At 66.3% G+C, this 16761-nt stretch carries 14 protein-coding genes; 8 read left to right on the plus strand and 6 right to left on the minus strand.

Annotated elements, in window-relative coordinates; translation table 11 throughout:
• Positions 1 to 4: 4 nt before the first annotated feature.
• From OHB26_RS32535 to glnA, 3 genes are all read right to left on the minus strand, one after another.
• Positions 5 to 1639, minus strand: a complete 1635-nt coding sequence (locus tag OHB26_RS32535; protein ID WP_330181079.1) for a hypothetical protein — start codon at positions 1637 to 1639, stop codon at positions 5 to 7.
• 285 nt (positions 1640 to 1924) lie between these two features.
• Positions 1925 to 2284 (minus strand): nuclear transport factor 2 family protein, encoded by a 360-nt coding sequence (locus OHB26_RS32540; protein ID WP_330181080.1) that lies wholly within the window; start codon positions 2282 to 2284, stop codon positions 1925 to 1927.
• A gap of 84 nt (positions 2285 to 2368) precedes the next feature.
• Positions 2369 to 3805, minus strand: coding sequence for a type I glutamate--ammonia ligase (gene glnA, locus OHB26_RS32545; protein WP_330181081.1), 1437 nt, complete (start codon positions 3803 to 3805; stop codon positions 2369 to 2371).
• A gap of 355 nt (positions 3806 to 4160) precedes the next feature.
• Here glnA and OHB26_RS32550 point away from each other — a divergent pair, with 355 nt between their 5' ends.
• From OHB26_RS32550 to OHB26_RS32570, 5 genes are all read left to right on the plus strand, one after another.
• Complete coding sequence (locus OHB26_RS32550; protein WP_330181082.1) at positions 4161 to 5963, plus strand: AMP-dependent synthetase/ligase; 1803 nt, start codon at positions 4161 to 4163, stop codon at positions 5961 to 5963.
• A gap of 19 nt (positions 5964 to 5982) precedes the next feature.
• Positions 5983 to 7245: a PucR family transcriptional regulator gene (locus OHB26_RS32555; protein WP_330181083.1), complete on the plus strand. Its 1263-nt coding sequence runs from the start codon at positions 5983 to 5985 to the stop codon at positions 7243 to 7245.
• Positions 7246 to 7398: 153 nt separating this feature from the next.
• On the plus strand, positions 7399 to 9459 hold the full coding sequence (locus OHB26_RS32560; protein ID WP_330181084.1) for a CocE/NonD family hydrolase: 2061 nt from the start codon (positions 7399 to 7401) through the stop codon (positions 9457 to 9459).
• Between the two features lie 133 nt (positions 9460 to 9592).
• On the plus strand, positions 9593 to 10003 hold the full coding sequence (locus OHB26_RS32565) for an SDR family oxidoreductase (protein ID WP_442943054.1): 411 nt from the start codon (positions 9593 to 9595) through the stop codon (positions 10001 to 10003).
• A 33-nt stretch (positions 10004 to 10036) separates the two neighbouring features.
• Positions 10037 to 11488 carry an ABC1 kinase family protein gene (locus tag OHB26_RS32570; RefSeq protein WP_330181085.1) on the plus strand — a complete coding sequence of 484 codons (1452 nt, stop codon included), beginning with the start codon at positions 10037 to 10039 and terminating at the stop codon, positions 11486 to 11488.
• Here the strand turns inward: OHB26_RS32570 and OHB26_RS32575 are convergent.
• Positions 11442 to 12986 carry a glycosyltransferase family 39 protein gene (locus OHB26_RS32575; RefSeq protein ID WP_330185850.1) on the minus strand — a complete coding sequence of 515 codons (1545 nt, stop codon included), beginning with the start codon at positions 12984 to 12986 and terminating at the stop codon, positions 11442 to 11444. The two genes, OHB26_RS32570 and OHB26_RS32575, sit on opposite strands and share 47 nt — an antisense overlap.
• Positions 12987 to 13137: 151 nt before the next feature.
• Complete coding sequence (locus OHB26_RS32580) at positions 13138 to 13515, minus strand: nitroreductase family deazaflavin-dependent oxidoreductase (RefSeq protein WP_330181086.1); 378 nt, start codon at positions 13513 to 13515, stop codon at positions 13138 to 13140.
• Positions 13516 to 13656: 141 nt separating this feature from the next.
• Between OHB26_RS32580 and OHB26_RS32585 the strand changes: the two genes are divergently transcribed.
• Together OHB26_RS32585 and OHB26_RS32590 are read left to right on the plus strand one after the other, a co-directional pair.
• Complete coding sequence (locus OHB26_RS32585) at positions 13657 to 14175, plus strand: NUDIX hydrolase (RefSeq protein WP_330181087.1); 519 nt, start codon at positions 13657 to 13659, stop codon at positions 14173 to 14175.
• A gap of 59 nt (positions 14176 to 14234) precedes the next feature.
• On the plus strand, positions 14235 to 14822 hold the full coding sequence (locus tag OHB26_RS32590) for a Uma2 family endonuclease (protein WP_330181088.1): 588 nt from the start codon (positions 14235 to 14237) through the stop codon (positions 14820 to 14822).
• 340 nt (positions 14823 to 15162) lie between these two features.
• On the opposite strand, the gene OHB26_RS32595 is transcribed toward OHB26_RS32590, so the two are convergent.
• Positions 15163 to 15843, minus strand: coding sequence for a TIGR00266 family protein (locus OHB26_RS32595; protein ID WP_330181089.1), 681 nt, complete (start codon positions 15841 to 15843; stop codon positions 15163 to 15165).
• Positions 15844 to 16018: 175 nt separating this feature from the next.
• On the opposite strand from OHB26_RS32595, the gene OHB26_RS32600 reads away from it, so the two are divergent.
• A complete protein-coding gene (locus OHB26_RS32600) occupies positions 16019 to 16750 on the plus strand; it encodes a peptidylprolyl isomerase (RefSeq protein ID WP_330181090.1) in 732 nt (243 codons plus the stop codon).
• Positions 16751 to 16761: the final 11 nt, after the last annotated feature.

Here is a 16761-nt window from a genome sequence, read left to right on the forward strand (position 1 = left end):
CGAATCACAGCCAGTCGACGACCCAGGGGTAGGGGCGCATCCAGTAGAGGCCGGACTCGGGCAGTGGTCCGCCCCAGCGCTGTTCGGCCTGGCCGAGTTCCCAGCGGTACTCGGGGGCGGGTTCGCCCTCGTGGATTTCGTAGAGGTGCCGGCGCCAGGTGTTGAGCATGGCGGGCACGACCTGCGGGTCGGTGCCGAAGGCCCAGTTCACGCAGCGGCCCATGAGGGTGTCGACGGCGTGGTTGGCGGCATTGGGGTCACCGGTGCTGAGCGAGTGCAGGAATGCGGCGACCAGGTTGTAGGCCATGGCGTCGTGTACGGAGGTCTGACCGTTCTCCAGCGCCCAGACGCCGAGGTAGGTCGGGCCCTGCTCGTCGATCCACACCGCGTGCGCCTCGCCGACCCGATTGTCGAAGATCAGTGCCATGAGCATGCCGAGTACGGCCTTGCCCACGATCAGCGGATCCGGATTGCCGGTGGCGAGGGCATCGTCGATCAGCGCGCGGTACGCGGCGGCGGCGATGCCCGGCCGCTGCGCCTCGAGGAGCGCGTCGGCGGTCTCACCACCCGCGAGTTGGTCCGCCGGTGGCTGTTTCGGGCCGGTGATCGATTCGATGCCGTTCCCGGAGACGCTCAGCAATTCGGTCTGCGCCACCTCACCGAGGGGCGGGCCGAGCGGCGGCAGATCGATCAGCACCGGCTCGGGCAGCGGCGGAGCGAACGTGTCGGGCCCCAGCGGATCGCCACCGAAGGGGGCCTGCGGCAAGGAGTTTCCGTTGACCGGAGGCGGCAGATCGATCGGTCCCTGACCAGGCAGCGGCGGAGCGAACGCATCGGGCCCCAGCGGAGGTTGCGCGAAGGGGTCCTGACCCACGGGCGGCGCGCCGAACGGATCCTGGCCCGAAGGCGGCAAGGCGTCCGAGCCGATCGGGGCAAAGCCGGGGGGCGGTGGGAAGGCGTCCACACCCATCTGGGGGAGGCCGGACGGCGGGGCACCGTTGGCGACAGCGGGTGAGCTGTCGAGGTACTGCAGCGCCTCGCGGGCGAATTCGTTGTCGTGCGACCGCAACCAGTCACGGCCCGCGCGCAGGGTGTCGATGAGGTGTCCGCCGACGCCGTGTTCGATGGCGGCGCATACGGCGTAGTAGCCGTAGGCACGGTGTTCGCCGTCGCCCTCGGCGATGAGCAGCTGCGCGTAGCGGCTTGCCAGGTCATGTCTTTCGATATCGCCGAGCAGGGTGCAGGCGGTCATGGCGGCCATCAGGACTTCGCCGTGGTCACCGTGGCTGCGGCGGATGTCGATGCAGCGGTCCGCCATGGTGACGGCGCTCTCGGGGCGGCCGAGTTGGGTGGCTGCCTCCACGGCCATGGAGTACATGGTGGCGAGGGTGGCGGGCGGGATATCGGCCGGGAAGCGGGCCGGACCGCTCTCGGCGATGCGCAGCGCCTGCTCGAATTCGCCCGCGGCGAACGCGGATCGGAAGGTGTAGGACACGACCCAGCCGTAGTCCTTGGGGTCCGGTGGGCTCAGCAGCGCGTCGTCGAACGCCGTCAGTCTGGCGAGCGCTTCGGTCGCACGTCCGGACTCCAGCATGCCGCTCGCCTCGTTCATCACTTCGACGAACGCATTTCGATCCATGGCCTCTTCGCCTTCCCGCCTTCTTCAGGCCCGGATCGTATGGCGCGCCACCGGACTCGCGCGGGCAGTGAGGGAAACGTCATAGTTTGGCGGGGGCGGGCATGACCGGCCACCCGGCGACCTTCATCGGTCGCCGGGACTGCTCCTCCCCCACCGCTCAACTACGTTCCCCCACAACAGCTTCCGCCGCGCTTACGCCGACGGCACCACCCCCTGATCGGGCTCACAACCGAATATCCGGTGGTGCGGCCACGATTCGCGCCCGCACCACCGCATACTCAACACTCAGCCGGGCACCTTGTCCAGGAATCCGTGCACGCGCTGGATCTTTCCGTCGGCGATGGTGATCACATCGAATCCGACGACGATCGGCTCGTCGGCGCCGGGCGCGTTCAGCGTCCAGGTGAATCGGGCGATATCGTGGTGTCCGTCGACGGGGCCGAGGCCGAATTCCAGTCCGGCGAACTGTTCCTGGGCGCCGGCGACCATCTCGGCGACGGCGTCGGTGCCGTTGAGTTCGACCAGCGGGTCGGTGAAGATCACGTCGGGGGCGTAGAGATCCTCGATGAGGGCCCGGCGCTTACCGGCCTCCTTCTCGTTCCAGCTGTCGATGTACCGCTGTGCGATGTTCTCGTATTCGCTCATGCATCAAGCTTCTTCGCTGCGGCGCGCGGAAGCGATTACGCGTCAGGTAAAGCCGTGCGGGGCCGCAACCGCTGCGCGCCCTTCTCACACGTCGAAGTAGAGGTCGAATTCGTACGGGTGCGGGCGGACGTTTATCTCGGCGATCTCATTGTCGCGTTTGATGCGGATCCAGGTTTCGATGAGGTCTTCGGTGAATACGCCGCCGTGCGTGAGGTATTCGTGGTCGGCTTCGAGACGGTCGATCACCGCGGCGAGGCTGGCGGGGGTCTGGGTTACCTCGGCGGACTCCTCGGGTGTCAACTCGTAGAGATCCTTGTCGATGGGGAGGGCGGGTTCGATTTTGTTCATGATGCCGTCCAGGCCCGCCATCATCATGGCCGCGAAGGACAGGTACGGGTTGCCGGAGGAGTCCGGGCAACGGAATTCCAGGCGTTTGGCGGGTGCGCTCGCGCCGGTGACCGGAATGCGCACGGCCGCTGAGCGATTGCGCTGGCTGTAGACCAGATTCACGGGTGCCTCATAGCCCGGAACCAGGCGTTTGTACGAGTTCACGGTGGGGTTTGTCCAGGCCAGCAGCGAGGGCGCGTGGTGCAGCAGACCGCCGATGTAATGGCGAGCCAGATCGGAGAGACCCGCATAACCCGACTCGTCGTAGAACAGCGGTGTGCCCTCCTTCCACAGGGATTGGTGCACATGCATGCCCGAGCCGTTGTCACCGAAGAGCGGTTTGGGCATGAAGGTGACGGTTTTTCCGTTCTCCCAGGCGGTGTTCTTGATGATGTACTTGTACAGCTGTAGATCGTCGGCGGCGGCCAGCAACGTATTGAAGCGATAGTTGATCTCCGCCTGTCCGGCGGTGCCGACCTCATGATGCCCCTTCTCCAGATCGAATCCGGCGTGCATCAGGTTGGTGCACATACGATCTCGCAGGTCGACGTCGGCATCATAGGGTGCGACGGGGAAGTAACCGCCCTTGGGGCGCACCTTGTAACCGCGGTTCAGACTGCCGTCCGGATTGACCTTCGCCCCGGTATTCCAGCTCGCCGAGACCGAATCCACCTCGTAGAACGCGCCATTCATGGTGGTGGCGTAGCGCACCGAATCGAAGATGTAGAACTCGGCCTCGGGCCCGAAGTACGCGGTATCGGCGATGCCGGTGCTGCGCAGATAATCCTCGGCCTTGCGCGCCACATTCCGGGGATCGCGGCTGTACGCCTGCCGCGTATGCGGATCATGGACGAAACAATTGATATTGAGCGTCTTGGCTCGGCGGAACGAATCCAGTTGCGCGGTACGCAGATCCGGTAGCAAGAGCATGTCGGATTCGTGGATGGCCTGGAAGCCGCGCACCGATGAGCCGTCGAAGGCGACGCCCTCATCGACCAGTTCGGCCCCGAACATACTGGCGGGAATGGAGAAATGCTGTTGTACACCGGGAACATCGCAGAAGCGGATGTCGATGTACTCGACTTCCTCGGCGCTGATGTAGTCCTGTACTCCGTTGACGGTAGGGGTGATCACTGCGGGCTCCTCGTACAGCCGCACCGCTACCCGATCGGACGGCCCGGTCGGGGTCCGGCGGTCCTGTTGGCTAGTTCCAAACGGTACCGCCTCCCCGAGACTTTGGCGCCCAACTTGGGAGCCGTACTCCGTCTCGTACGCGTAGTAACGTTCCCATGTCACCCGATTCCGGGAGTGCCCCAGGAGTTACCCCACCTCACTAAATCAGTTGTCACGACCGGCATTTGTGAGTTTGCACAAACCGGTCATCGCATATCTGCTTGATTGCCACTGGTATGGACCCGGCTTTGTGCGGTGTGCTGGATGCCACCTGGGGGGCGGTAGCGCTCTCGACAATGCGAGTCAGAGGTAGGTCGTGAGTTCATCAAAGGTGTCGGCGGTGCAGCCGCGCACGCTGTGTGAGGCGTTCCAGGCCAATGTCGCGGCCTATCCCGATTGGGTCGCGCTGCGCACCCTCGGCGGTGCGCAGAGCATCACCTGGCGCGAATACGGTGAGCGGGTGCGGTCCATTGCCGCGGGCCTGGCCAAGCTGGGGATCGGGCACGGGGACACGGTGGCGATCATGCTCACCAATCGCCCGGAGTTCCACCTCTGCGATACCGCGATCCTGCACACCGGCGCGACGCCGTTCTCGGTGTACAACACCAATCCGGTGGATCTGCTGGTCTACCAGTTCGGCAATGCGGGCAACAAGGCCGTGATCTGTGAACGCCAGTTCGCACCGCAGATCCTGGCGGCGGTGGAGAAGGCCGCGGCACAGGGCATTACGGTCGAGCAGGTGATCTGCGTGGATGACGCGCCGGCTGGCACTCTGGCGCTGACCGCGGTGGAGGGCGACCCGGATCCGGAGTTCGATTTCGAGAAGTCCTGGCGCGCGGTGGATCCCGAGGATCTGCTCACCATCGTGTACACCTCCGGCACCACAGGACCGCCCAAGGGTGTCGAACTCACCCATACCAATTTCATCGAAAACGCTCGCGTGGTCGATGAATTCGGCGGCGGCGGGCCCGAGGACAAGGTTGTCTCGTACCTGCCGGACGCGCACGCGGCCAATCGCTGGTTCGCGCACTATCTCTCGATGACCAGGGGTGCGCAGATCACCACCTGCCCGGATCTCAAGCAGGTCGCCGAGGCGCTGGCGGAGGTGCATCCGTCGGTGTTCCTGGGTGTTCCCCGGGTGTGGGTGAAAGTCAAAGCGGCCCTGGAGGATCGCTTCGCCGCCGAGCCGAGTCCGGTGCGCCGCGCACTGGTGGACTGGGCGATTCGCACCGGCCGGGCGCGCGCCCGCGCGGTATCGGACGGCCGCGCGCAGGGCCTGTTCGACACCGTCCAGTATCGCCTGGCCGATCGCCTGGTACTGGCCACGGTGCGAGAACGCCTGGGGCTGGACAAGGTTCGTGTCGCCGTCACCGGCTCCGCGCCCATTCCGCCGGATACGCATGAGTTCTTCCTGGGTCTCGGTCTGCCGTTGTGCGAGGGGTACGGCATGACCGAATGCACCGCGGGCGCGACCGTGGGGCGTCCCCAGCGCATCAAGATCGGCACCGTCGGCACCGCACTACCCGGTGCGGAGGTGAAGATCGCGCAGGACGGTGAGGTGCTGGTACGCGGCCGCATGGTCATGCGCGGCTATCGCAACGCTCCGGACAAGACCGCCGAGACCGTCGACGCGGACGGCTGGCTGCACACCGGCGATATCGGCGAACTCGACGCCGAGGGCTTCCTGAAGATCGTCGACCGCAAGAAGGAACTCATCATCAACGCGGCGGGCAAGAATATGTCGCCGACCAATATCGAGAACACCATCACCGAGAACACCCCGCTCGCGGGCGCGGTCGCGGTGATCGGCGAGGCCCGCGCCTACAACACCGCGCTCATCTGCCTGGATCCGGAACTGGCGGCCGCCTTCGCCGAACGGCATCAGCTATCGGATCGAAGCATTGCCGGTCTGGCCCGGGACCCGGTCGTGCTGAAGTCGTTGCGGGAGGGCGTCGACGCGGCGAACGCCAAGCTCTCCCGGGTGGAGCAGATCAAGAAGTTCGCGGTGCTGCCCGATGTGTGGTTGCCGGGCAGCGATTGCCTCACCGCGACCGGAAAATTGAGGCGCAAACCGATAGCTATCGCATACGCGGCTACTATCGACTCGCTGTACGGGTAATAGGGGAGTTATGCGAGCGTTGAACAGGGACCGGGCGCTGGAACAGCTGTACCGGCGCGCGGTCGCGGTGCGGGAGGAATTCCCCGCCGCGATACCGCCGTATCGAACACTGCCGCACCCCTTGGTAGCCAGCGGGTTCGAGCGCGGTAGCAAACTCAATGTGGACCTGTTCTTCGAATTCCTGCGCACCGGAATCACCCCGGGCGAGGAGGAGACCCGCGAGGTGGTGGAGATCGCCCTGGGCCGGGTCCGGGACGGCGAACCCCTGGAAGAGGTGCTGGGGCGCTATCGCATCGCCGCGGAGTTCATCTGGTCGCATATTCGTGCCACCGCCGATGAGTCCGAACGCGAACTCCTCGCCGACGCCACACTCCCGCTCCTGCACTACATCACCGTATTGACCGCCCGCATCGCCACCGCGTGCGTGCATCGCGCGCACGACCCGCGCTGGGAACTCCTCGAACGCCGACGCGCGATCGCCGACGCCTTGCTCACCGGGCGTGATCCGATCGAATGGGCCGACGAACCCGCGATCGCGGTCCCGGATGCCTTCGTCATCGCGGTCTTCCGCCTGAGTTCGGCGCGTATCGCCGACACCGGCGATCTGCGCCACCGGATCGAGGCCATCCCCGGGGTGTTCCTCCGCCTGGACAGTGGCGGCTGGACCGCGCTACTACCCCTGCACCCTGGCGATGACGGCACCGCCACCACCGCGGCCCTCACCGCCCGCCTGCAACCGGCCCATGCCGACCAGCGCGAAACCCGGCAACCCGGCACCGTGACCGCTCGATCCGCCTCGGACACCAATCAGGCCGCCCCGCACTCCGATTCGCCCGCATGCGCAAACAAACCAGCGCCGTTCTGGGTCGGCGTCGCGGTCGCCTCCGCGCGCGCCGAAGTCCCCGCGCTCTTCGCCGAGGCCCGCATGCTCGCCGAATTGGGCCGCTGCCTGGAGCGCCCGCAAATGCTCTGCCGCCGCGCCGATCTCATGTTCGAGTACACCGTCGCGGCGGGCGGTTCCGCCCGCGCGGGCCTGGCCGCGGTACTGCTCCCACTCGACCCGCAGCCGCTACTGGCGGAGACCTTGGCGGTCTTCGTGGACAGCGGCTTCAACCAGTTGGCGACGGCCCGCCTGTTGAACATCCACCGCAATACGGTCACCTACCGCCTGGCCCGCATCCACGAACTCACCGGTCTGGACCCGCACCGACCCATCGATGCCATGACGCTGTCCGCGGCCCGCATTGCCCGCCGCCTCGAATCCGCCGCCTTCGCCCCGTAACTCGACCTTGGTCGAGTGCACAAGGAGCCGGGCCGGAGTCTTGGGGATTGGCGGTGGTCGCGGGTGGGGCTTGTGCGGTGTGCTGAAGTCCGACGACGAGGTCGCGGGGCGAGATGCCCGACGGCCTTTTGACCATCCGCAGAAGGTAGATCGTTGAGCAGCAAGTCACGGCCGCCCCGCCGGTGCCGTCTGGCCCCCCTCGCGGTCGCGGGATTCTCCGCGCTCGCCATGACCGTATCCAGCTCCACCTTCGCGGGGGCGGTGCCCACCACCGGGCCGGTGCCGACCGCGCCGGTGAACTTCGGGCTGCCCGCCGACTACGCGGCGACGCCCGCTCCGTACGGCGTGAGTTATGAACTCGGACACGTGGTTCCGCTCTCCGATGGCACCCAATTGCAGGCCGAGGTGCGGTACCCGACCGATCCGGCGACCGGACAGCGCGCGACCGGACCCTTCCCGGTGGTGGTCAACTTCACCACCTACGGCGCGGTCACCAGTGCCCTCACCGCGGTGCTGACCAGTGTCATCGACGAACTGCACCTCCAGTTGCCGGATCAGATCAAAGACGTTCGGCGCGTGATCAATCAGGCCACCAGTGCGCAGGACATGCTGGTGCGGCACGGCTATATCGAGGTGATCGCGGATGTGCGCGGCACCGGCGGCTCCACGGGGGCGTGGAATCCCGCGTCCCGCCAGGACGGGATCGACGGTGTGCAGCTGGTGGATTGGGCGGCCGGGCTACCGGGCTCCAATGGCAAGGTCGGCATGTACGGGTATTCGTTCCCGGCCCTGAGCGCACTGCGCACGGCCGAGGCGGTCGGCCCCGATTCGCCGTTGAAAGCCATTGTGCCCATGGCGATGCCGAACAATATCTTCAATGAGGTACTCGGCCACGACGGTATGATGAGCCCGATCCTGCTCACCGCGATCTCGCTCATGGTGCCGTATCTGAGCCTGATGGGCCCGTTCATGACCGCGGTGGTGTCACCGCAGACCTTCGTGAAATCGCTGGTGGATCATATTCAGGCGCTGGTGTCCTCGGACTCCACCATCAAACTGCTGTTGGAGGCGTACGCGGGCGGGCCTTTGGCCTATGACACCTCGTGGTGGCAGGAGCGCCGCTTCGAGACCGACCTGCACAATCTCGTCGACAACGGCATCGCCATGTACCAGGTGGGCGGGCTGTGGGACCTGTATCAGGAGGGTCCGTTCCGCAATTACGCTCAGCTGCAGAATCTTTCGGCCGGACGCGATCAGTTCGCGCCGATGGCGGGCGATCAGAGGTCCGACGGGCGTTACCAATTGCTCATGGGCCCTTGGTATCACGTGGGATTGGGCGTCGGCCCGGGTTCGCGACTGGACACCGATATGATCACCCTGGCCTGGTTCGACCGCTGGCTCAAGGATATTCCGAACGGCGTCGAGAATACCGATAAGCCGCTGCACGTCATCGATCCGGGCAATAATGCCGCCGATGCCGCGCGGTATCCGTTCGAGCAGACCACCGTGGTACAGCGCTTCTTCGATGGCAATCGACTCACCGCGCAGCCCCCGACGGTGACCGATGCCGCCGATCGGCTGGACTACTCCGGTATCGACAATCTGTGCAACAGGCAGAGTTTGGGCCAGTACACCGCGGGTCTGCTCGACTTCGTCTTCCGCGTCTTCACCGCCTACAACCCCTGCACGGAGCAGGCGCTGGAGCCGACGGCGGGCCTGAGGTACACCGGCGATCCGGTGACCGAGCCGACCGTGCTGGCCGGACCGTCGAGTGTGGGCCTGTACGCCTCCTCCACCGGCACCGATGCGGCCTTCCAGGTGTGGCTGGACGATGTGGCGCCGGACGGCTCGGCCGTGAATATCACCGGCGGTTCGCAATTGGCGAGTCAGCGCACGCTGAGCGAGGACAAGACCTGGCGCACTCCGGACGGCACCGTGTACGCCCCCGAGCACGCCCTGCTCCAGGAGAATCAGCGGTTGCTCACGCCCGGTGAGGTGGTGAAGGTGGATATCAAGCTGCGCCCCACCTTCTACCGGCTGGAGCCGGGTCACGCCCTGCGCCTGCGCATTTCGACCGGCACCTTCCCCTCGACCATGCCGATTCCGACGGATCTGCCGCGCCTGCTGGGCACTTCGCAGCAGTTGCAGCGCAATTCGGTGTGGCCGTCCAGCCTGGTGCTGCCGCTCGCACCGGCGGGTGCGCTCACGCACTGAGCGCGCATCCATGAACCCGGGGGGACCGGGGATGGGTGGTACGGCCGGTCGCCGCCGCCGTACCACCCTTCGCGTACCGGGCGCGATCCATTGACACCCGCCTTTTCGAGCGCCAAGTCGGACGGCGATTAACCTGCCTGAGACAGAAGAGGCAGCAGTGGCGCTGATCGCCGAATTCGACGGCACCGCATACCCTTACGCCCTCGATGTATCGGATGAGGCCGCCGTGCGGGCGCACGCCGATCAGGTGGCCGCGCTACACGGCGTCCCCGACGTACTGGTCAACAACGCGGGCGCCGCCCAGGCTGCGCCGTTCCCGCGCACCCCCGGCGAGAGCTTCAAACGGGTGCTGGATATCAACCTGTTCGGCGTCGTCCACGACTCCCGCGCCTTCGGCACACTCATGGCCGAGCGCGGCCTGGCTCAGACAATTATCTACTTCGCCGCTGCGACTACTGAAAACGGCTGCCGGAATCGCCATTCCGGGCAGCTGTCGATCAAATCCCATGCCCGGTATGCCTACCCGTGGCGATCGGCCGCATGACACACTGAGACACCCGATCTTGGGAGGTCCTCGATGCTCGAACCGCGCCAGGGCGGTCTCCGCCGACTGCGCCGCCGCAGCGATCCGGAGGCGACCGGACAACCGCCGACGCGTGCGGCGGTGCGCAATGCCAAGATCGTCACACTGCCGGTGGCGTATGCGGCACGTCGTGCGGGCGGACTCGGCCGCCGCGCCATGGGACAGCCCAGACACGGGGTGGAGATCGATATCCAGGCCCGCACCGCGCAGCATATGTTCGAGGTGCTGGGTGAGCTCAAGGGCTGCGCGACCAAATTCGGTCAGCTGCTCGCACTCTACGAACTCGCACTGCCGCCGGAGTTGAGCGAGCCCTATCAGGAGGCGTTGAGCCGTCTACAGGACTCCGCCCCTGCCATGCTCCCCGGCGCGGTATCGGCCGCCATGGCCGCGAACATGGGGCCGGAGTGGCGGGATCGCTTCTGCGACTTCGCTCTTCGCTCCAGCGCGGCCGCCTCGGTGGGCCAGGTGCATCGCGCGGTTTGGGAGGACGGGCGGGCGGTGGCGGTCAAGCTCATGTACCCCGGTGCACGCGAATCGGTGCACTCCGATCTCGAGCAGATTCGCCGGCTCGCGCCGCTGGCCACCGTCTTCGCGCCCGGCGCGGATACCCGTGCGCTCGCCGACGCCTTCGCCGACTGCATCAGCGATGAGCTCGACTACGCGAAAGAGGCCGAGACACAGCGCGTCTTCGCGGACGCCTACGCCGACGATCCGGATTTCGTGGTACCCGGCATCGTGCATCAGGAGGGTGATGTCCTGGTCAGCGAGTGGCTCGACGGGATCCCACTCTCCCGCGTCATCGCCACCGGCGCACAGCAGGAGAAGGATCGAATCGGGCTGCTGGTCCTGCGATTCGTGATGTCCAGCTCGGTGCGCACCGGAATGCTCTACTCCGATCCACATCCGGGGAACTTCCGGGTGCTGCGGGACGGCCGCCTGGGTGTGGTGGATTTCGGCGCCTGCCCGGTCTTTCCGATCGGGTTTCCCGAGGTCGTCGGTGATCTCGCCGATGCCGCCTTCAACGGCGTGGACGCCGATGTCGAGGCGGCGATGCGCAGGCACGGGTTCATTGCCGACGGCCAGGACTTCGATATCGTGGCGCTGCGCGCCGTGGCCGAACCCATTCGGGAAATGTTCTTCCCGCACACCATTCGGCTGACCAAACCCTGGCTGCGTGAGCAGGTCCGCCGGTCCATCGAACCCAGTCTGTCGAATGTGGGCAGGCAGCTCACCTCACCACCGGAGTACACGCCGATCGGGCGCGCCATTCTGGCGACCGTCGGCGTATTGGCGCAGCTGGGTACCGAGGGGCCGCTGCGGGACGAATTATCCACGGCCCTACCGGGATTCGCGCAGGCGCTGGAGCGTTTCCATCTCGGGGAGGGTATGCGGCGGCCGGTTACAGATGCATCAGATTCGGCCACACCTGTGACCATGAATTCTTGAGCCCGCCGCATTTCCAGATCGTCACATCCTGGGTATTGCCGGAGAATCCGATCCGGGTATTCACCTTTCCGACCGGCTCCACATGCTCGAACTGATAGTGCATGAACGCTTCGTAGCCGCCGACGGCGATGACCGCGGTGGCATCGTCCGGTGGGGCGCCGAAGTAACCGAAGCCACGGCTCGGGCTGTAGATGGGCGGGAGCTGATCGCGGCCGAGTTCATCCAATGCGCTTGCCTGCCAGTAGGTGTCGGCGAGGATGACGGCCTTGGATCGCTCCTGCGGGGTGAGCCCGTTGTAGACGCGCTCCACCTCATCGGTGAGTTCATGCCAGCCGAATGAGCCGTAGACGCCGATATTGATGGCGGCCTCGGCGTCATCGGCGGGTGGACGCACCTGATCGGCGGATCGCCACGGGGTCGAATACAGCACGAAAGCCGTTGCGCCCAAAGATAATACCGTGATGACGGCAATGAGCGCCCGCCGCAGATCGGTGCGCATGCGCTCGGCGGTGGCGACCACGCCGACCGCGCCCGCCGCGATCAGCACGCCGTACATTCCGGCCGCGTAGTAGATGCGCCCGCCGGTGATCAGGAAGGCCAGATACAGCAGGATGAGGGTCGCGCCGAGAAAACGGTAGGGCCGCAACGACTCCCATGCAAGCAGCACCCAGACACCCCACAGCAGCAGGAGTGCGCCCAGGAATCCGGCCAGGCTCACCGACATGGGCACGAACATGAGCCGCCCGCCCAGAATCCCCTGCTCGGCGCCGATGACGCGGCCCATCTCGAGCTGCGGCCAGTCGTGATGGGCCTGCCACAGCAACTCCGGCACCGTCGTGATCACCACGATCGCGCCGCCGAGCCACAGCAGCGGGCGGCGCACCAGTTCGCGCGGTCCGAAGACCAGACTGCTCGCGGCGGCCGCCAGCCAGAAGAAGGGGATCAGCCATTTGACCTGCATATCGACCGCGGTGACCAGTGCGGCGGCCAGCAGCAGCCAGTCATTGCGGGTGCGCACCCAGCGCACCACCAGCCAGGTGATGATCACCCACAGCGCGGTATCGACCGCGTTCGTGGTGAGCATGGTGCCCTGGAGCAGCAGGAACGGGGAGGTGGCGTAGCCGAGGGCGGCGAGCACCTGCGCCCAGGCGTCACCACCGAATTCGCGGGCGAGCAAGGCGCACAGGATGATCGCGGTGACGGTCAATGCCACCGCGGGCAATCGCAGCACGAAGTACGAGCCGGGCGCGATGGTGTCCATCAGCCGCGCCAGCAGCGGCAATACCGGCCCCTGATCCGCGTACCCGAATGAGGGCCGTCGCCCCGCCGCCAGGAAGTACAGCTCGTCGCCGAAGTAGCCGTACCGGGTCGCGGAGAGCAGCAACACCACAGCAGCCGAGAGGGCGACCGCCGCGACGGCCTTCCACGCCACCGCCGGGCGATCCGGTTCCGCCCGGTGCCGCCCGGGAGAACTCGACTGGGCCGAACCATCCACCACATCGGTCAACAGCGTGCTCCTGCCCGGCGAGGTACTGCGCGGCCTGATCAATACGGTCGCCAGCAAATCTACAGCTTCGCCGTCGGCCCGTCCGCACACGAAACACCGAGCGCCCGCCGATCACCCCCGCGGCCCGCGCTGAGCCGCTCCCCTACGCGCGACGGGCCTGCACGTAATACTCCGCGGACAGTGCCGTCAGCACCTGCCGGACCCCCGGTGGCGCCCACCCCGCCGAAGCGTCATGCCCCACCGTCGGATCGGTGAGCGTGACGGTGCGCCCCCGGGTCTCGAACTCGAACCGCCCCGCGGCCCGAATATTTTTGAGCCAGTCCACATTTCGCCCATAGGTGAGCGCGATCCGGTACCCGCCATCGCGCTGGAACACCATGACCGGTGATCGATACACCCGCCCCGATTTACGCCCCGTATGAATCACGATCCCGAATCCCGGTGCGATCCTGGCCATTACACCGAGCACTGGATTGCTGACCCGGCGATTGATTCGCGCGAGTGTCTGCGGCAGCGGCATGGTCTCGTCCTCTCTGACGAAAACGTTTGCGCCCCAGAGGCTACGCCCCCGTCACCGAATCCGTCCGAATGTGGATACCGCCCGCTCGCTAATCTGCACCACAGGCCCGCCGGATCCCGCGGCGGCATCGAAGGGAGCGCCATGTCCGAGATGATCGCGGTGTACGACGCCGCCGGCAAGGAGATCGGCGCGGAGGAACGCGCCATCGTCTACGCCGAGGGCCTCTGGCATGCCAGCGCGGGCGTCCTGGTCCGCTCCCTGGACGGCACCCGCGTCTACGTCCACCGCCGCACCGATACCAAAGCGGTCTTCGCGGGCATGCACGACTGCCTGGCGGGCGGCGTCCTCGATCCGGGCGAGGATCCCGCCGAAGCCGCGATCCGCGAACTGGGCGAGGAGTTGGGCATCGCCATCGGCCCCACCGACCCGCACCCCACCCACCTGATCACCACCTCCTGGGATGGCGAATGGGCCGGAAAACCCATGCGCTGCCACCTCTTCGCCTACGAAGTCCGCTCCGACGGCCCCTTCCGCCACCAACCCGAAGAGGTGGCCGACGCCTGGTGGTGGACCGACGCCGAACTCCGCGCCCACCTGTCCGACCCGAACTGGCCCTTCGTCCCCGACACCCGCACCCTCATCCCCCACCTGCTGCGCTGAGATTCGATTCCGAAGCAAGCGATTACCCTGGAACCGACACCGGCCGAGAGGACATTCGCATGACAGCGTCACCCCGCGAAGAGCCGATCCCGGAGTGGTTCCGGCCGCCGCGAGGTGGATGGCGAGCCGAGGATCTCGATCGCCTGCCTCCCGAAGCACCCCGACACCTCGAGCTGCTGCACGGAGACCTGATCGTGAACGCTGCCCAGCGGTCCTTCCACGCCCACGCTGTTCGCACCCTCCACTCGGCGTTGGAGTCGCAGCTCCCACCGGGCTGCCATGCCGACAGCGAGATGAGCGTGCGCATCGACACCAGAAACCGACCCGAACCAGACATCCTGCTCGTGACATCCCCGCCCGACCCCGACCGGACCTACTACGACCCGTGGGAAGTAGTCCTCGTGGGTGAGGTGATCTCGGAGGAGTCCGAGGAGCGCGACCGCGAGATCAAGCCCCTGAAGTACGCCCAGGCGGGCATCCGGCACTTCTGGATCATCGACCAGGACAAGGGTTTTCGGCCGACGGTCACCACCTTCGCCCTCGATCGAGCGACCGGCTCGTACGTCAGGACCGGCGAGTACCGCGACCGGCTCACAGTCAGCGAGCCCTACCCGCTCGACATCGACTTCGCCGCCTTCGACCGCTGAGTCGAGCTGCCCCGGAAACGAGGACGGCCCATTTCGATCCCGCGCGATCGAAATGGGCCGTTTGCGTTTCCGCGTCTTGCAGTTACTGGCCGGTGCTACCGGTGAACAGGCCCTGGAGGGTCTTGATCAGTACCTGAGACAGGAAATCCGAGGCGGATCCGGACACGCGCTACTCCTCATCTATGAAATGACATGTCGACTTGTGAATCATGCACGATTCACTTTATTGGGGAGGGATTTTCGGGGGGAAAATCCCAGCCCGTCGACGGGCGGAACTAGTAGAACTTGTTCCAACTGCGGTTATGCGAGATCGACAGAAAAGTGATGTACGTCATAACGTCTAGCCGGAGGAGGCTGACGAACCGGCCCAGGCGGCGAAGGCGCCCGGATTGCGGGTTTGGAGCAGGACGCGGCCGGGGCCGACGAAGTCGAAGACGAAGCCTTCGCCGGATTTGAGCGATTGCAGGGAACGGCCGGAGACGGCGCGGCGGATGGTGAAGTTCATCGCCAGGTCGTAGGCGACGACGTGGCCGGTGTCGATGGTGACCGGTTCGCCGGGGGCCAGGTCGATGACGTCGATGGCCCCGAAGACGCCGAGCACCACCTCACCGTCACCGTGGGCGCGCAGGCCGAAACCACCCTCACCGCCGAAGAGATTCGCCAGGCCACCCCATTTGGCCTCGACGGTCACCCCGTGCGAGTTCGCGATCCAGCCGCCGCGGCTGATGAAGTACGGCCGATCCTGGGTAATGGTCAGCGCCAACATATCTCCGGGCAGCGCGGGTGCCACATCGACCCAGCCGCCGGCGGGCGGCGCGGTGAAGGTGGAGACGAAGAAGGATTCGCCCGCGAGCACCGAACGCTTGAGCCCGGCGATGATGCCGCCCTCGGCCTTGGCTGCCAAGGTGACTCCGGCGGAGTGCGCCACCATGGCACCACTCTCGACCCGCATGGGCTCACCGCCCGCGAGGAAGCAGCGCGCAATGGTCGACGACGGTTGATGCCGCAGTTGAACCTTCATGGGCGCGAACGTTAGCAGCGAGAACCCGGCGAATGGGAGTGATATCGGCGCGTCCGCTCGGCCCGGTCCGGTCAACCCGCTCCGCGCGCGGTCGAGAGATGGAATGATGCCGACCGCATAGTTTGATCAATATGCGATCCAGAGCGCAATCCTCGAATGAAGGAGACCCCCGCCGGTGAATATCGAACCGCACGCGCACACCATCGATGGCGATACCGCCCGGCCGCGCCGAATCCGCCTCGACCGCAAGGCGCTACGGCGGATCGGCATGCTCGGCGTGACCGTCGCGGTCGCCGTGCTGGTCACCGGTCGCGCCCAGGCCACCCCGGCCCCGCGGCTCGAGACCGCGCCGGGCTGCGCCAACTCCTCGACCGCCCAGCCCAATGGTCTGCAGTGGCAGGGCGAACCGGCGATGACCATCGATACCAATGCCGCGTACACCGCAACTCTGGAGAGCAATTGCGGCGACATCACCATCGCTCTCGATGCCGCGCGCGCACCGCACACGGTGAACTCGTTCGTATTCCTGTCCGGGCAGCAGTATTTCGACAACACCAAATGCCACCGGCTGACCACGCAGGGCATCTTCGTACTGCAGTGCGGTGATCCGACCGCGAAGGGCACCGGCGGTCCGGGCTACAAGTTCGGCGATGAGAACCTCGCGGGCGCGGCGTATCCCGCGGGCACCGTGGCCATGGCCAATGCCGGGCCGAACACCAATGGCAGCCAGTTCTTCCTGGTGTACAAGGACTCCCAGCTGCCCCCGAACTACACCCCGTTCGGCAGGATCACCGGCGGCCTCGACGTGTTGCAGAACATTGCCGCCGCCGGAGTCCAGGACGGTTCCGGCGACGGCACCCCGGCCGCGGACGTCAGCCTGAACATGGTGACCACGTCACAGGGCTGAGCGGGATCGAG

Origin of the sequence: Nocardia sp. NBC_01503 (genome assembly GCF_036327755.1) — a bacterium.
In the GTDB taxonomy this organism is placed as follows: Bacteria; Actinomycetota; Actinomycetes; order Mycobacteriales; family Mycobacteriaceae; genus Nocardia.

Bases quoted from the DNA above. Each gene is read 5' to 3' on its own strand.
- OHB26_RS32535 (WP_330181079.1), bottom strand. From the start codon at position 1,639: ATGGATCGAAATGCGTTCGTCGAAGTGATGAACGAGGCGAGCGGCATG.
- OHB26_RS32540 (WP_330181080.1), bottom strand. From the start codon at position 2,284: ATGAGCGAATACGAGAACATCGCACAGCGGTACATCGACAGCTGGAAC.
- OHB26_RS32570 (WP_330181085.1), top strand. From the start codon at position 10,037: ATGCTCGAACCGCGCCAGGGCGGTCTCCGCCGACTGCGCCGCCGCAGC.
- OHB26_RS32580 (WP_330181086.1), bottom strand. From the start codon at position 13,515: ATGCCGCTGCCGCAGACACTCGCGCGAATCAATCGCCGGGTCAGCAAT.
- OHB26_RS32585 (WP_330181087.1), top strand. From the start codon at position 13,657: ATGTCCGAGATGATCGCGGTGTACGACGCCGCCGGCAAGGAGATCGGC.
- OHB26_RS32590 (WP_330181088.1), top strand. From the start codon at position 14,235: ATGACAGCGTCACCCCGCGAAGAGCCGATCCCGGAGTGGTTCCGGCCG.
- OHB26_RS32595 (WP_330181089.1), bottom strand. From the start codon at position 15,843: ATGAAGGTTCAACTGCGGCATCAACCGTCGTCGACCATTGCGCGCTGC.